Source organism: uncultured Halovibrio sp., from assembly GCF_913056445.1.
GTDB classification, from domain to species: Bacteria; Pseudomonadota; Gammaproteobacteria; order Pseudomonadales; family Oleiphilaceae; genus Halospina; species Halospina utahensis_B.
Map to the genome: position 1 here is coordinate 1 of NZ_CAJXMA010000070.1, position 14,964 is coordinate 14,964.

The window sequence follows — 14,964 nt, forward strand, 5'->3', positions numbered from 1 at the left end:
GGCGGCGGCCACTCCTGCCAGACCGCAGAGCCGGCCACCATCAACCTCTCAAGCCCGGAAGGCGAAGAGTTTGATCCGCTCCAGGGCGGCACCGTTACTGGTACCTATGTTGCTCCGGAACTTGAGGGCTGCGGTCTGCTGACCGGGATCCTCAACGAGTTCTTCGAAGGTCCGGGCAACACCATCGAGCTTGAACTGTCGCCCCGTTTCGAGGAGTAACGGGGAAACAGAACGGGCGGCCCGCTCATGGCGGGTCGCCCAAACAACAAAGAGGAGAAATCACAATGATGACAATGAAGAAAAGCCTGTTGGCCCTTTCAGTCGCTTCACTGCCGATGGCAGCGTCTGCTGACCTGCAACCCATGAACGAGCAGGACATGGGCAATGTTACCGGTCAGCAGGGTGTAACCATCGAGCTGTCCACCGCTGCAACCATTGATCAGGTGGAGTACAGCCAGAGCACCGCAGATGCGGACACTGGCTCCGTACTTATGAACGGTATCCGTATCGGCGGTCATGACGAAGGCGAATCACTTGATATCGACGTCAATGTTGACCTGATCACGGAAAACGACGATCTCGGTCGTTCCCCCTATGGTTATCCGGCCGGCCCTGTAGAGGATGGCGATGCCTATATTTCGGTGCGCAACCTGGGTAACCAGCCGGCGCCCGTTCAGGCTGGGGTGGACATGGATTCCCTGGGCATCGCTTCAAGTGATGGGGACAGCTCAGCAACTCTGATCTCGAACTTCACGGCGGATTTCTGGGTCACGCGGCTTGATATCACCGCCCGCGTAAACAACCAGATTGCCAATGGTAACCCCGATACCGGCTCAATCCGCATCCGGAATGTGTTCCATGCGGATATTGGTGCAGACTTCGACGTTGCTGCGGTAAGCATCCCCAGTATCCGGATGGCCGGTGCAGACCAGCTGGAGAACCTCAAGGGTGCTGAAGGCGACCTGAACCGCGCCACTCTTGCCATCAACGGTGTAACCGTCAATGCGGAAGTTGGTGCGGGTCCCGCTATCTCCACAAACGCTGGTATTGATGGCGCGCCGGATGAAACCCTGCGCGTGGACATCAATGAGCTGACCACCAGCATCTGGATGCCCACGGTTAACGTTGGCAGCGGAGACGGCACCACCGCCAGCATTGGTAATGTTGGTATCTCCAACCTCAGCATCGCTGATACTCAGATGGCCATCTACGGTCGCGAGTAAGTGCGATTCACAGGGCCGGTTCTGCCGGCCCTCTTTTCCTCTCCCTACCCGCTCACGTAAAGCCGCTCCCTTCGCTGTCCCTGGATAAAGGCAGGGAACCCCATCCTTTCAACATGACCAGCCGCAGAACTGATGGAAAAAAGGACACGATACCGTCCACACAGCCGCGGATGCGATGTGAAAATGTCGGGGAATTATATATACAACTGTCTATTATTCGGGAACGACAGGCTCAGAAAAGACGTGCAGAGAAGCGGGTAACATACTGAAAAGTGGCGGTGGGCCAGGGATTCGAACCCCGGGAGGGCGTTAACCCTCGGCGGTTTTCAAGACCGCTGCATTCGACCACTCTGCCAGCCCACCGGGAAGGTGCTGTCGGAACGGACAGCAGGCGGAATATTACCTTAAATCGGCGTCATGTCAAAGTGTTGAAGCCCCCAAATGCATACGGAAAGGCTTTGCACTGGCCCCTGGACGCTTTATGATTGGGTATACAGTCAAGAGTCCATCAAGGAGATTCCGCACATGGCCGACAACCGTTTCCCCAATGCCGCCCAGAGCCGGGCCCAGGGCGGGGTCCGCGAAGGGCTGAGCACCGAGGTCACGACGGTACTGCGCAACACCTACATGCTGCTGGGCCTGACCCTGGCGTTTTCTGCTGTAACGGCCGGAACCAGCATGGCGCTGAACCTGCCCCATCCTGGCCTGATCCTGACACTGGTCGGTTTCTATGGCCTCCTGTTTGCCACTCACAAGCTCCAGAACAGCGTCTGGGGCCTGGTAACCACCTTTGCCCTGACCGGCTTCATGGGCATGACTCTGGGCCCGATCCTCAACGCCTTCGTGGCCAACGGCGCGGGGCACCTGGTCACCACCGCACTCGGGCTGACAGCCACCATCTTCCTCGCCCTGTCGGCGTACACCCTGATTACCCGCAAGGACTTCAGCTTCCTGGGTGGTTTCATCTTTGCCGGTGCCCTGGTCCTCATGGGCGGCATGCTGATCGCCTTCCTGTTCAATCTGCCGAACCTGCACCTGGCGATCTCAGCGGGCTTCACCCTCTTTGCGTCCGCCTGCATCCTGTATCAGACCAGCGCCATCATTAACGGCGGCGAGCGTAACTACATTATGGCGGCCATCGGCCTCTATGTATCGCTGTACAACCTCTTCATCAGCCTGCTCCACCTGCTGATGGCGTTTGCTGGCGAGAACTGATCCGGCTTTGAAAGCGGCCTTCCACATCACTGCAGGGCCCACTGAACGCCAGGCGCTCCATTCCGCCTGGTGTTTCGCGAGTGCACTTCTCCAGGCCGGCCACACCATCAACCGCATCTTCCTCCAAGGGGATGCGGTTTTTCTGGCCGCAAAACCCGACCCCGCGTCACTCACCCGGAACGAAAACGCCAACCAATGGGAACAGCTCATCGCCGCGTGGTCGCTTCCGGCAACCGTGTGCATCGGTTCGGCGGAGCAACGCGCCCTTGGTGATGCCCATCTCAGGCATGGCTGGTCGACTGGCGGACTGGGGGACTGGGTCATGGCCTGCACCGAGGCGGACCGCATTCTCCAGTTCACGGGGGAGCGGTGATGACGCAGCCGGCACCCACACCCCTGCCCGATCAGCTCTTCGTGCTTGACCGAGGCGAGGACAGCGGCGAGTTTCTGGATATGCTGCTCACACTCTGCACCTTTGGTATGAGCACCAGCCTGTTGCTAGTGGAGTCAGGCATTACGGCACTGACGGCAGAGCACCGGGGAATCCCCGTCACGCGGTTTCCGGAGATGGGGTTACAGCAGCTCATGGTGGGATTACACGGCGCCGATGATCCGGATCCTGAGCTGCCTGAATCCGTTATCACCGTGAACAGCGGCCAGATCCGGGATCTTTACGCACGGGTACCGAGGATTCTGCATCCATGACGGGGCGGGTGCACGTACTGGCCAAGCCCCCGGACCACCCGCGGCATCAACGGTGCCTGAAGATGCTGGGCGCCCGGGACACGCTGGTGCTGACGGCGACCGCCCTGGAACGGTTGGCGCACCCGGAACCGCTGGAAGGTATTCAGGCGGGCAGGATCCTGGCCCTGACGGAGGCCCCGGAGAACCTGACACTGCCCCCTGGATGCACCGCCGTGACGCATGCCGCTTTTGTGGAACAGGTCCTCACAACCCATCAGCCCATTTTCTGGTAAGCGGTGGCTCAACTCAGAGCCCGACCAGCACAACGGGCACCAGGGCCGCCAGCAGCCCACAGACACCGCCGGCCAGCATCAGCCGTCCCTCCTCGGCGGCGAATACCGGCCGGAGAAGAGACTGGAATGCTTCTGGAGACAACCCCGCAATCCGCTCCTCAATAAGCTCAGCCACGATGCGTGCCCGGTCATGGTTGAAGGCGTCATCGCGGAACACCTCCTCTGAGGCACTCAGGGCCCGGTCATTCATGCTTTTCTTGAGCTCCGTATAACCGGAAGCGCCCACAGCCATCTGGGTGCTGATACGCAGCACCGTCGACTGATCCAGAAGCGGGCGCAGGTGTTTCTGGATGATGGCCCGTGTCCGTCCGGCCTTTTCCCCATGGACAATGGCGTGGGCCACCTTCTCGCAGGTGAGAAGTTCGTGGGCGACACGCTGGCCCCAGATGTGGCTGATCTCCGGCTGACGGCGCATCAGCAGCCCCTGAATGCGGAAAGGCCCCCACTGCTTCCGCTCCCGCGGCCGGAAAATCAGGGTTATCGCGATCCAATTGGTCAGAAGGCCAACAATGAAACCACCCCCGAGAAGCAGCCAGCTGGAGGGCCAGAAGGTCCACCCCACAGCAAGCGCCACGCCCATAAGCAGCCCTATGACGGCGCCACTGCGGATCACGAAACGGAAGGTCGACGCGCCGGCATCCTGCAGAATATTGTTCATGAAGTCCGGATGCTGGCGCAGTTCCTCACTCATCAGGGCCCTGAGGTCCACCAGATCCCCAAGCTCTTCACCGAAATCCGCCACCATAGCGTCCACCCGCTCAGGCAGGTTGCGCTCGACATAGTGGTAGATCCGCCCTTTAACGCGCCGCGGCAGGTTATCCCAGAGCACGGGATGATGCTCGTACATCACATCATCCACGTATTCCTCGAGATGGGGCATGATCCGGCTCACCACCTCCCCGGTGATCAGCGCCGGATCCAGCCGCTGGTAAAGGCCGGTGAGATCGCCACTGCGCGCCAGGGTCCGGTCAATGCACTCATGGGCCATTTCCTCCGCCCGACGTGGAACCACGCCCTGCCAGCCCAGGAGCGGGGGCCTGCCAACAGACTCAATCGGGTGGAACAGCATCAGCACAGCCAGGCGGTTGGTGGCCCAACCGACCAGCGCGGTGAACAGAGGCAGTGCCCAGATGGTAAGCGGTAGATCGGATACGGTCACGTGTGCGATCCCTGAACGCGTATTCAGGGCAACACTCTAGCGGAAACCGTCGCGTTACGGTATGCAGCAGCGCCCAAGGGCACTGCTGAATCGATCAGTAGTAGGCGTTTTCGCGGTAGCTATGGTCCGTCACGTCCTCGATACCACTGATCTCAGGCAGCTGCTCCTTGAGGGTACGCTCCACACCCTGCTTGAGCGTGAGACTCACCGCCGCGCACCCCTGGCAGCCGCCGCCGAAACGCAGTACGGCCACATTGTCATCGGTCAGTTCAACCAGTGACACCTCGCCGCCATGGGCCGCCAGGCTGGGATTGACCTCGGACTGAAGGACGTAGTTCAGGCGCTCTGACAGAGGCGCGTCCGGGCTTACCTGCGGCACCTTGGCATTGGGCGCCTTGATGGTCAGCTGGCCGCCGGTCTGGTCCTCCTGAAAGTCGATCACAGCCTCTTCCAGGAAGGTGATGCTGTTGTGATCGATGTAGAGCGGGAACTCGTCCATGTCGAGCTGCTCATCGGACGGCACCACTTCATGGGGCGGGCAGTACGCCAGGCAGGTTTCGGCGTGACGGGTTCCGGGCTGGGTCACGAACAGCCGGACTCCCATCCCCTCAACGTCCTGTTTCTGGACGAGCTGCCCCAGATAGCGCCGGGCTGATTCGGTGACGGTGACGGTATCCAATGCCGTTCCCCCTCTTGATGGTCGAGTATGGGTCTATTGTAAGGAAGCTCCCCCGTTAATAAAAGACCAACCAAACGAGTCAGGAATTAACGCGCTTGCATAACATCAAAAAAGTTTGATGAACTATCAGGACTTTTTCGGATTCTGTGTTAGCATTCGCTTACTTCAAGCAAAACCCGCAAAAGGGACACGGACAGTATCCCCCTTCAGACAACGCTCAGGATGACGCTCCCCCTGCCATACAGGGTGACCGCCTGGCGCACATTTTCTGTCTCAAGATTCGATAACTGACAATGAGGTAGTTGAATCAATGAGTGATCGCAAAACTCGACTCGAGCAGCTCCGAAAGGCGCTGCAGGAACGTATCGTCATCCTGGATGGCGGCATGGGTACCGAAATCCAGAACCTCCAGCTCAGCGAGGCCCAGTATCGCGGTGAGCGGTTCAAGGATTACGAATACGAGGTCAAGGGCAACAACGACCTCCTCTGCCTGAGCCAGCCGGAAAAGCTGTGGGATATCCACAAGCAGTACATGGATGCCGGTGCGGACATCATCGAGACCAATACGTTCAACTCCACGCGGGTGTCGCAGTCCGACTACCACATGGAGGACCTGGTCCCCGAGCTGAACCAGAAGGCGGCTCAGCTGGCACGCGAATGCGCCGATGCCAAAACGGCCGAGGACCCGAGCAAGCCGCGTTTCGTGGCCGGTGCCGTGGGCCCGACGTCCAAAACAGCGTCAATCTCGCCGGACGTCAACAACCCCGGCTACCGCAATACCAGCTTTGATGCCCTCTACGAGGACTATTACGAAGCCATTGAGAACCTGATCATTGGTGGCGTCGACATCATCCTGCTGGAAACCATCTTCGATACGCTGAATGCCAAGGCAGCGATCTACGCCGCCCAGCAGTACGAGATCGATTCCGGCGAAGAAGTGCCGCTCATGATCTCCGGCACTATCACCGACGCCTCCGGCCGTACTCTGTCCGGCCAGACCACGGAAGCCTTCCTGAACTCCGTGGAACACGCCAACCCGCTGCTGATCGGCCTCAACTGTGCCCTGGGCGCGGACGCCATGCGTCCCTACGTGGAAGAGCTCGCCAACAAGGCTCCCTTCTACGTCACCACGCACCCGAACGCTGGCCTGCCCAACGAATTCGGTGAGTACGATCAGACGCCGGAAGAGATGGCGGACATCGTCGAAGGCTTCGCGCGGGACGGCTTCCTGAATGTGATCGGCGGCTGCTGCGGCTCCACGCCCGAGCATATCGGGGCCATTGCCGAGCGCATGAAAAAATACGAGCCGCGCACCATCCCGCAGCGAAAGCCCCGCCTGCGCCTGTCGGGCCTCGAGCCCTTCACCGATGACGACAACGTGGTCTTCATCAACGTGGGTGAGCGGACCAACGTGACCGGCTCCAAGAAGTTCCTGCGCCTCATCAAAGAGGAGCAGTACGAGGAAGCCCTGGAAGTGGCCAAGGACCAGGTTGAAAACGGTGCCCAGATCATCGACATCAACATGGACGAAGGCATGCTCGACGCCAAGGAGTGCATGACCACCTTCCTGAACCTGGTGGCGTCCGAGCCGGACATCTCCAAGGTGCCGATCATGGTGGACTCCTCGCGCTGGGAAGCGATGGAAGAGAGCCTGAAGTGCATTCAGGGCAAGAGCATCGTCAACTCCATCAGTCTCAAGGAAGGCGAAGAGGATTTCCTCTCCAAGGCTCGCATCTGCCGGCGCCATGGTGCCGCTGTGACCGTCATGGCCTTTGACGAAACCGGCCAGGCGGACACCGCCGAGCGCAAGATCGAGATCTGTAAGCGCTCCTATGACCTGCTCGTTGAGGACGGCTTCCCGCCCCAGGACATTGTGTTCGACCCGAACATCCTGGCTATCGGTACTGGGATTGAAGAGCACAACAACTACGGCGTGGACTTCATCGAAGCCACCCGCTGGATCCGCGAGAACCTGCCCTACGCCTCCGTCAGTGGTGGCGTCAGTAACCTGTCGTTCTCCTTCCGCGGCAACAACGCCGTGCGCGAAGCCATGCACTCTGCCTTCCTGTATCACGCCATCAAGGCCGGCATGAACATGGGCATCGTCAACCCTGGCCAGCTGGTGGTTTACGATGACATTGACGACGAGCTCAAGGAGCACGTTGAAGACGTCATCCTGAACCGTCGCGAAGACGCCACGGACCGCCTGCTCGACATTGCCGAGAAATACAAGGGCCAGGGCGGCCAGGAAAAGAAGGAAGACCTGGAATGGCGCGAATGGCCGGTGGAAAAGCGGCTTGAACACGCGCTGGTCAAGGGCATCACCACCTACATCGATGAGGACACCGAAGAAGCACGCCAGCGCGCCGATCACCCCATCGAGGTCATCGAAGGCCCGCTCATGGACGGCATGAACGTGGTCGGCGACCTCTTCGGCGAAGGCAAGATGTTCCTGCCGCAGGTGGTCAAGAGCGCCCGCGTCATGAAGCAGGCCGTCGCCATCCTGATTCCGTTCATCGAGGCGCTCAAGTCCGAAGGCCAGAAGGCCAAGGGCAAGATCCTCATGGCCACGGTCAAGGGCGACGTCCACGACATCGGCAAGAACATCGTCGGGGTTGTACTGCAGTGCAACAACTTCGAGGTGATCGACATGGGCGTCATGGTCCCCGCTGACCAGATCCTGCAGAAGGCCAAGGACGAGGATGTGGACATGATCGGTCTCTCCGGCCTGATCACGCCTTCGCTCGACGAGATGGTGCACGTGGCCAAGGAAATGCAGCGCCTTGAGATGGATATCCCGCTGCTCATCGGTGGTGCGACCACGTCCAAGGCCCATACCGCCGTCAAGATCGATCCCTCTTACGAGAACGATCAGGTGATCTATGTGTCTGACGCCTCACGCAGCGTGGGCGTTGCAGCCAAGCTGGTGAGTGAAGGCGGCAAGCAGGACCTCATCAACGAGATCCAGGCGGATTATGAAAAAGTCCGTGAGCGCCGTAAGAACCAGGGCCGCAAAGCCAAGATCATTCCGATCGATAAGGCGCGCGCCCGTGCTCCGGAACTGGACTGGGACGAGTACCAGCCGACCAGGCCCCAGTTCCTGGGCCTCAAGACCTTCGATCACTTCGACCTGAACGAGCTGGTCGAATACTTCGACTGGTCCCCGTTCTTCCAGAGCTGGGACATGCCGGGCAAGTACCCGGACATCCTTGAGGATCCGAACAAGGGGGAAACCGCCCAGAACCTCTTCAACGATGCCAAGAACATGCTCAACTGGCTGATTGAAGAGAATAAGATCCGCTGTCGCGGCGTGATTGGCTTCTGGCCGGCGAACCGTGTCGGGGACGATATCGAGATCTACGAGGACGAGTCCCGCAAGAAGGTGCTGACCAAGGTTCACCACCTGCGCCAGCAGGACGACAAGGCGCCGGATAAGCCCATGATGGCCCTGTCCGATTTCATCGCGTCCAAGGAATCCGGTATTCCGGATTACATCGGTGGCTTCGCCGTAACGGCAGGCCCCGAGGCGGATGAACTGGCCAAGGAATACGAAAAGGCCAATGACGACTACAGCGCCATCATGGTCAAGATCCTTGCGGACCGGTTTGCGGAAGCCTTTGCCGAGTGCATGCACCAGCATGTGCGGAAGGAATACTGGGGCTACCAGACCGATGAGTCTCTCTCGACGGAAGACCTGATCAAGGAGCGTTACCAGGGTATCCGTCCAGCCGCTGGTTATCCGGCCTGCCCGGACCACACGGAAAAACCCGAGCTGTTCCGGTTGCTGCAGGCCGAGGAAAACGCGGCCATGCAGCTCACCGAGAGCAATGCGATGCTCCCGGCTGCGGCGGTTTCCGGCTGGTACTTCGCGCACCCGGAGTCCAAGTACTTCGCGGTGGGCAAGATCAGCTCGGACCAGGTGGAAGACTACGCCAAGCGTAAAGGCATGAAGAAGAGCGAGATCGAACGCTGGCTCATGCCGAACCTGGCGTACGACCCGGACGAGTAACCATCACTCAGCCCGCCTCCGGGCGGGCCCGGTCTACCGCAACGGGCATCAGGCCACCTGATGCCCGTTTTTTATTGCTTTATAATAGATTAATCAATCCAGCCCACAGGAGGTTTTGTGAGCAATAGCGATCAGGACAAACCCGGACTCTGGCAGGTGGTTTTCAGCATCCTTGCCGCCGCGCTGGGCGTTAATTCAGAGAGCAATCGCCAGAAGGATTTCAGTGCCTCGTCTCCCTGGCCCTTCATCATCGGCGGGATCATCTTCGGTGTGGTCTTCGTGGTGGGTATAGCGCTAATCGTGAAGATTGTTCTGGAGAGCACCGGGGCGGCCTGAGCGCCCCGGCATTTCACACAGGATTACTGCGTGGCAACAAAGGTGGTTGCAAGTGCCACGAAGAGCAGGATCAGCCCGACCGCAGCGAATGCATCAACACGCTCGTCACTTTTATTCGGTGCTGCATCGTTCCGGCCTTCTTCGTTCTGGTTGCCGTAGCTCATTGCTTTCTCCCAACAAATGCTTATGGTCAATCGGCGACGGTGCCCATGATAACCCGCCTTGGGCCCCCTTGCCAGCATCCGCGACCGGTCACTGGAAACGCCCCGCGCGCACCCACTCAACCCCTTTCATGATGCCGGACTCCACCGCGCTAGCGGCACTGAGGCCGAGCTTCTCGGGCAACGTACGGCGGCGCTCGTAGCGCACCAGCAGGACATCACGCTCATCACAGGCCTCAGTTATAACCTGATCCGAGGTCTTGAGGTCATCCGCCAGACTGACATCCAGTGCCTGGCGGCCAAACCAGATCTCCCCCGTGGCGACCCGATCAATATCCACCGCCGGGCGGTGTTCACTCACGTAGTCCTTGAACAGCTGATGGGTCTGCTCCAGATCCTCGGTGAACTTGCGCCGGCCCTTCTCTGTATTTTCGCCGAACACCGTCAGGGTGCGTTTATACTCGCCCGCGGTCAGCACCTCGAAATCCACGTCATTGCGCTTGAGAAGACGATGCACGTTCGGAAGCTGCGCCACCACGCCAATGGATCCCAGAATCGCAAACGGAGAGGCGATGATCCGGTCCGCAACACACGCCATCATATAGCCTCCGCTGGCAGCGACCTTGTCCACACAAGCGGTCAGCGGCAGCCCGGCGCGGCGGATCCGGTCCAGCTGTGCCGCCGCATAGCCGTAGGAGTGCACCATCCCACCAGAACTCTCGAGCCGGATCATCACCTCATCCTGCCCGGGCTCGGCCACTCCGAGTATAGCCGTGACACAGCGACGCAGCGCACCGGTCTGGCTGGCCTTCAGGTCCCCCTGAAAGTCCACCACATAGAGGCGCCCGCGGCGTTGCGCACCGTCGTTTCCCTTCTGGCGTTCAGCCTTTTTCTCCTTTTTCCGGCTGCGCCTGAGCTCCCTCAGCCACCGCCGCCGGCCGGCCCCCTCATGCAGATGGGCCTCCAGAGTCTCGCGGTTGTCCCGCAGGCGATCATTCACCCTGACAACCTGGAGCTCCCCCTCATCCTCCTGGTTGCGCCCACGCTGCGCCGCCGCCATGATCATCGCCGCCACGATCAGAGCGGCCACTGCGAAGGTCACGATCTTGGCCAGGAAAAGCCCGTATTCCGCAAGAATCTCCACCAATCACTCCTTTACCGAAAGTTCCATACACAACCCGTGACTATTCTACGCATCACCACGGCACAGCATAAGAACCCGGTGATTCGGGTATTCAAACAAGCGTTCGATCAAGCTTGACAGCATTGACGCCCCCACCTACAGTCGGCCGAAGCCATCCCATGGCGAAACAACAACGGCAACCAAGGACTTCGAGCATGTCTGTACAACCCGTATTCGAAAAACTCGAGAAGAACTTCAACGCGGACGCTGCTGCCGGCCTGGACCTGGTATTCCAGTTCGACATCGAGGACGATGCCTCCTATCACCTGATCATCAAGGACGGCACCTGTGATCTGAAGGAAGGCACACATGACGACCCGTCCGTGACCCTGATTATGAACTCGGAGACCCTTCAGGGGATCGTCAGCGGCGAGACAGATGGCATGCAGGCATTCATGGCCGGGCAGCTGCGCGCTGAAGGCGACATGATGCTGGCCACCAAGCTGGGTGAGCTGTTCAACATCGGCTGAGGCCTTACCCGGGAACGCCAACCCACCGGCGTTCCCGACCACCTTCGATGCGTACTTCCCTGCCCCCTCTAGAGACCCACATCCTGGAGTGATGTCTCCGCCAGGCGGAGCAGTTCCGGGTTCGGCGCGGCATTCATTCCCAGCTCCTCGATGTAATACTCCAGTGAGGTGATGGCATCCGCCAATGCTTCCAGAATCCGTGATTCCGGTGGCTGCTGAGTGTTCAGAAGCTGGTTCTCGATCGCCCCCGTCACACGGGCGACAACACGGGCCGCGTTCTCGTTTCCGAGAAGCTGCATCCCACCCTCGATACTGCGCAGGGTGGCCGGCACGTTCGCCAGATGCAGCTTATCGAAATCGGATTCAAGAAACGCGGTAATCGCCTGTTTCGCCAGGGTAAGCGCTGAACTGGCCTCGTCACTGAGCACAATCAGCGCTTCCTGCACGTAGACCGACCCCTCATCCCGCCGCACCTTGTGCGCAAGACGATCGGTGTCCGCCGTAATGCCATGGCTGGCCAGGTGCTGGGCCGCCTCCTCAATATTCAGAACGGCATCCGCGACTGCATAGAGCTCCCCTTCCGATGGCAGCGCGCCTTTCTGCTCCCAGTCCCTGAGGCGTCCGGCTTCCTGGCGAGCCAGCGAACTGAGCTGATGGAGGTCCAGAATCAGCAGGGAGTTACCCACCCGTTCCAGGGAATCAGCAATGGTCGCGAGCTCCGTGGTGTCCGGATCGATCCCCCGTTCGACAATATCCAGCCGGTCCTTGAGTTCGCTCAACTCCTCATTGATCGCGGCCGCAAAGGAGCGCAGAACGTCGGCGCCAGGCCCATACAGGTGGCGCTGATGCTCAATCAGCTCTGCCTCGGTGATATCCGGCTGCCCCAACCCACTGTTATCCAGAACACTACGTACTTCCGGATCGCTGGAGCCGCTGCGGTAGAGGATATAGACGAGTTCGCGCACCAGTGCATCCGACGGCGACTGCTGTGCCACCGAACTGCGGCTGTAGACCAGGTCCCGCGCCTGCTTCTCGATGCGCATGAACAGCCGCTTGCGGTTGCGCTCAACCGGCAGCTGCTGCTCATCCAGCACATCGGCTGTCATGCTGACCAGGCACCAGAACGACTGCATCGCGCCCTCACCACAAAGCCTTGCAAGACCATGGGCCGAACGCGAGATCAGCCGACAGCTGGTCCGGGGATCCTGATTGCGCAGCAGCCCGAGCAACCCCACCTGGTACATCAGGCGGAAGCGGCGTGCGTGCACCTCGAATTCCGACTCGTCAGAGGTCGCCAGTGGCGGCACCGGACGCTGGCCACAGAAATCGGGAGCCACACTCAGGCCGGCACCGAAGAACCAGGAATCCGGATAGGGTGTATCCCGCCGTGCTTCACGGATCTCGTTGACCACCGGCAGCAACAGCTCGGGCCGATCCACCTGCTGGCGCTGGTAGTATTCGATGTAACGCCTCAGTGTGAACAGGGCGTTACTGAGCGCGGTCAGGAGGTTGTTCTTGTCATCCGTGGCCCCCACTGGCACCTCGTTCGCCAGGACCACCGCTTCCTGACAGAGCAGCGCGCCTCCCTTGAGTTCCACCAGGGAAAAAATCCCGCGCAGCTGATTGAGATAATCCACACAGTTCTGCAGATCCTCCTCGCTTTCACGGTTCTCCTGGAACTGCTCAAGACTCTGTTCCGCCTGACCGATCGTCTGTTCGATCTCCTCGCGGACCAGCCCGAAGGACTGGGTCTTGCTTGCCAGTGACGCCTGCACCATAAACGGGGCTTCCACTATAGAGTCAGATATTCAATAACCTGTAGCAGGTTTTTCAGTTTTCTCAAGAAATACCCTGCTCGTCCCAGAGCACATTGGTCTTGGCTGCCATGCCATCGAGGAAGGCCCGATGCGCATTCAGTTCCTCTTCATCCGCCTCGGGGACAGCCAGCGGGGATCGCCCGGGATCCAGCCGCCGGATTTCCGTACCGGCATCCTGTCCGTCCTCAGCCTCTCCCAGGGACAGAGCTGTCTGACCGCCGGTCATCGCCAGATAGACCAGGGCCAGTATCTCAGCATCCAGCAGTGCCCCGTGCAGTTCCCGGTTACTGTTGTCGATACCGTAGCGACGGCACAGCACATCCAGGTTATTCTTCTGCCCCGGGTGCTTGCTGCGCGCCATCACCAGCGAGTCCCGGATGCCGCACACATCAGTAGTGCGCGGGTAGCCCCCGTCAAGCATCCCGAACTCATGGTCCATGAAACCCACGTCAAAGGGCGCGTTATGGATGATCAGCTCGGCACCACGGATGAACTCCAGGAACTCATCCGCAATCTCCCGGAATGTCGGTTTGTCGGCCAGGAACTCATTGGTGATCCCGTGGACCTCGATGGCGCTGTCCTCCACCTCCCGTTCCGGGTTGATGTACACATGGTAGTGACGGCCGGTCAGCTCACGATCGGCAACTTCCACGCAGCCGATCTCAATGATCCGATGACCCTGCTCGGGTTCCAGCCCCGTGGTCTCAGTATCCAGCACAATCTGACGCATGCTTCAGCCCCTGCCTTCCATCACTTCCGCCGCTCCCCTGTTTGCCAGGGCGTCGGCCTGTTCGTTGCCATCGTTACCGCTGTGCCCACGTACCCAGTGCCACTGGATCCGGTGTGACTGAACCAGTTCATCCAGCCTCTGCCACAGTTCCGCGTTCTTGACCGGCTTGCGTGCCGATGTTTTCCAGCCATTACGCTTCCAGTTGGCCATCCACTGGTTGATGCCGTTGCGCACGTACTGCGAGTCCGTGTAGATGTCCACGTCGCACTGCCGCCTGAGCGCTGCCAACCCCTCGATCGCGGCCCGCAGCTCCATGCGGTTGTTAGTGGTGCCCGGCTCGCCACCCCAGAGGTGTTTCTCGTGGTCACCGTAACGCAGCACCACACCCCATCCGCCCGGCCCCGGATTGCCCTTGCACGCGCCATCCGTGTACAGCGTCACCTGGCTCATGAAAGCTCTCCGCTGTCACCGGGGCGGGTTCTCACCACCCTCAGTCTGGCCCGTCCCATCCCAGGTGACACGTTACGATTTGCAACCGGCATGGATGCCACCCCGGGTTCGGGCATCACCGGCCGCAGCGGAATCCCCGCCGCATCCCGTTTTTCCGCTACAACACAATAGAATCCCCCGAAAGGCACCTGAATCCCCCGTTCATAGAAAGGTTCGAGAAAGGCCAGCCGCGTCTGCAGGCGGCGGCCACCGACCGGCGGGCGGAAGAACCCGTAGCGTGCCGGTGCCACACAGCACCCGAGCACCTGCGCCCAGTCCTGAACACGCCTTGCCAATAGGAAGCGGCTGTTCCAGGGCGCCTCACGCCGAAGGCCGAACAATCGGCGCAGGCCCCAGAGCCCAACCGGGTTGAACCCGATGACGATGACCTGACCACCGGAGCGCACTACCCTCACCGCTTCCCTCAGGGCCTGCCGTGGGTCCTCGGCCAGATCC

15 protein-coding genes, 1 tRNA gene and 2 pseudogenes are annotated in these 14,964 nt (G+C 60.1%); 9 read left to right on the top strand and 9 right to left on the bottom strand.

The features are described from left to right. Together QZ501_RS11975 and QZ501_RS11980 are read left to right on the top strand one after the other, a co-directional pair. Positions 1–219 (top strand): annotated as a pseudogene (locus tag QZ501_RS11975) (hypothetical protein); the annotation flags it as partial. A 65-nt stretch (positions 220–284) separates the two neighbouring features. After that, positions 285–1,223: a DUF6160 family protein gene (locus QZ501_RS11980; RefSeq protein ID WP_160898701.1), complete on the top strand. Its 939-nt coding sequence runs from the start codon at positions 285–287 to the stop codon at positions 1,221–1,223. A gap of 273 nt (positions 1,224–1,496) precedes the next feature. Here QZ501_RS11980 and QZ501_RS11985 read toward each other — a convergent pair. Beyond that, positions 1,497–1,586 (bottom strand) — tRNA-Ser (locus QZ501_RS11985). A 162-nt stretch (positions 1,587–1,748) separates the two neighbouring features. On the opposite strand from QZ501_RS11985, the gene QZ501_RS11990 reads away from it, so the two are divergent. From QZ501_RS11990 to QZ501_RS12005, 4 genes are read left to right on the top strand one after another with little or no spacing between them, the layout of a single operon-like run. Then, positions 1,749–2,438: a Bax inhibitor-1/YccA family protein gene (locus QZ501_RS11990; protein ID WP_077531306.1), complete on the top strand. Its 690-nt coding sequence runs from the start codon at positions 1,749–1,751 to the stop codon at positions 2,436–2,438. A gap of 7 nt (positions 2,439–2,445) precedes the next feature. Further along, positions 2,446–2,811 carry a DsrE family protein gene (locus QZ501_RS11995; RefSeq protein WP_295719753.1) on the top strand — a complete coding sequence of 122 codons (366 nt, stop codon included), beginning with the start codon at positions 2,446–2,448 and terminating at the stop codon, positions 2,809–2,811. Then, entirely contained in the window at positions 2,811–3,143 is a 333-nt protein-coding gene (locus QZ501_RS12000; RefSeq protein ID WP_160899215.1) for a hypothetical protein, read from the top strand. Before QZ501_RS11995 ends, QZ501_RS12000 begins: the two co-directional genes overlap by 1 nt. Next, positions 3,140–3,415 carry a hypothetical protein gene (locus tag QZ501_RS12005; protein ID WP_160899214.1) on the top strand — a complete coding sequence of 92 codons (276 nt, stop codon included), beginning with the start codon at positions 3,140–3,142 and terminating at the stop codon, positions 3,413–3,415. The genes QZ501_RS12000 and QZ501_RS12005 overlap by 4 nt, the downstream gene beginning before the upstream one ends. Before the next feature lie 13 nt (positions 3,416–3,428). Here the strand turns inward: QZ501_RS12005 and QZ501_RS12010 are convergent, their stop codons facing one another. Both QZ501_RS12010 and nfuA read right to left on the bottom strand, forming a co-directional pair. Beyond that, entirely contained in the window at positions 3,429–4,634 is a 1,206-nt protein-coding gene (locus QZ501_RS12010) for a hypothetical protein (RefSeq protein WP_295719757.1), read from the bottom strand. A 94-nt stretch (positions 4,635–4,728) separates the two neighbouring features. Beyond that, entirely contained in the window at positions 4,729–5,313 is a 585-nt protein-coding gene (gene nfuA, locus QZ501_RS12015; RefSeq protein WP_160899213.1) for a Fe-S biogenesis protein NfuA, read from the bottom strand. A gap of 310 nt (positions 5,314–5,623) precedes the next feature. Here nfuA and metH point away from each other — a divergent pair, with 310 nt between their 5' ends. Continuing rightward, a complete protein-coding gene (gene metH / locus QZ501_RS12020; protein WP_160899212.1) occupies positions 5,624–9,322 on the top strand; it encodes a methionine synthase in 3,699 nt (1,232 codons plus the stop codon). A gap of 117 nt (positions 9,323–9,439) precedes the next feature. Next, positions 9,440–9,658 (top strand): DUF2970 domain-containing protein, encoded by a 219-nt coding sequence (locus QZ501_RS12025; RefSeq protein WP_295719763.1) that lies wholly within the window; start codon positions 9,440–9,442, stop codon positions 9,656–9,658. A gap of 23 nt (positions 9,659–9,681) precedes the next feature. Here the strand turns inward: QZ501_RS12025 and QZ501_RS12030 are convergent, their stop codons facing one another. After that, positions 9,682–9,822, bottom strand: a complete 141-nt coding sequence (locus QZ501_RS12030) for a hypothetical protein (protein ID WP_158223053.1) — start codon at positions 9,820–9,822, stop codon at positions 9,682–9,684. Positions 9,823–9,910: 88 nt separating this feature from the next. Then, positions 9,911–10,963, bottom strand: a complete 1,053-nt coding sequence (gene sohB, locus QZ501_RS12035; protein WP_160899211.1) for a protease SohB — start codon at positions 10,961–10,963, stop codon at positions 9,911–9,913. A 194-nt stretch (positions 10,964–11,157) separates the two neighbouring features. On the opposite strand from sohB, the gene QZ501_RS12040 reads away from it, so the two are divergent. Beyond that, positions 11,158–11,472, top strand: a complete 315-nt coding sequence (locus QZ501_RS12040; RefSeq protein ID WP_095616758.1) for an SCP2 sterol-binding domain-containing protein — start codon at positions 11,158–11,160, stop codon at positions 11,470–11,472. A 68-nt stretch (positions 11,473–11,540) separates the two neighbouring features. Here QZ501_RS12040 and QZ501_RS12045 read toward each other — a convergent pair whose 3' ends face one another. From QZ501_RS12045 to QZ501_RS12060, 4 genes and pseudogenes are all read right to left on the bottom strand, one after another. Next, entirely contained in the window at positions 11,541–13,250 is a 1,710-nt protein-coding gene (locus QZ501_RS12045; protein ID WP_151439612.1) for a chemotaxis protein, read from the bottom strand. A gap of 61 nt (positions 13,251–13,311) precedes the next feature. After that, on the bottom strand, positions 13,312–14,019 hold the full coding sequence (gene dnaQ, locus QZ501_RS12050) for a DNA polymerase III subunit epsilon (RefSeq protein WP_095616756.1): 708 nt from the start codon (positions 14,017–14,019) through the stop codon (positions 13,312–13,314). Positions 14,020–14,022: 3 nt separating this feature from the next. Beyond that, positions 14,023–14,469, bottom strand: a complete 447-nt coding sequence (gene rnhA, locus QZ501_RS12055) for a ribonuclease HI (protein WP_095616755.1) — start codon at positions 14,467–14,469, stop codon at positions 14,023–14,025. After that, positions 14,466–14,964 (bottom strand): annotated as a pseudogene (locus QZ501_RS12060) (hypothetical protein); the annotation flags it as partial. The gene rnhA and the pseudogene QZ501_RS12060, both read right to left, overlap by 4 nt.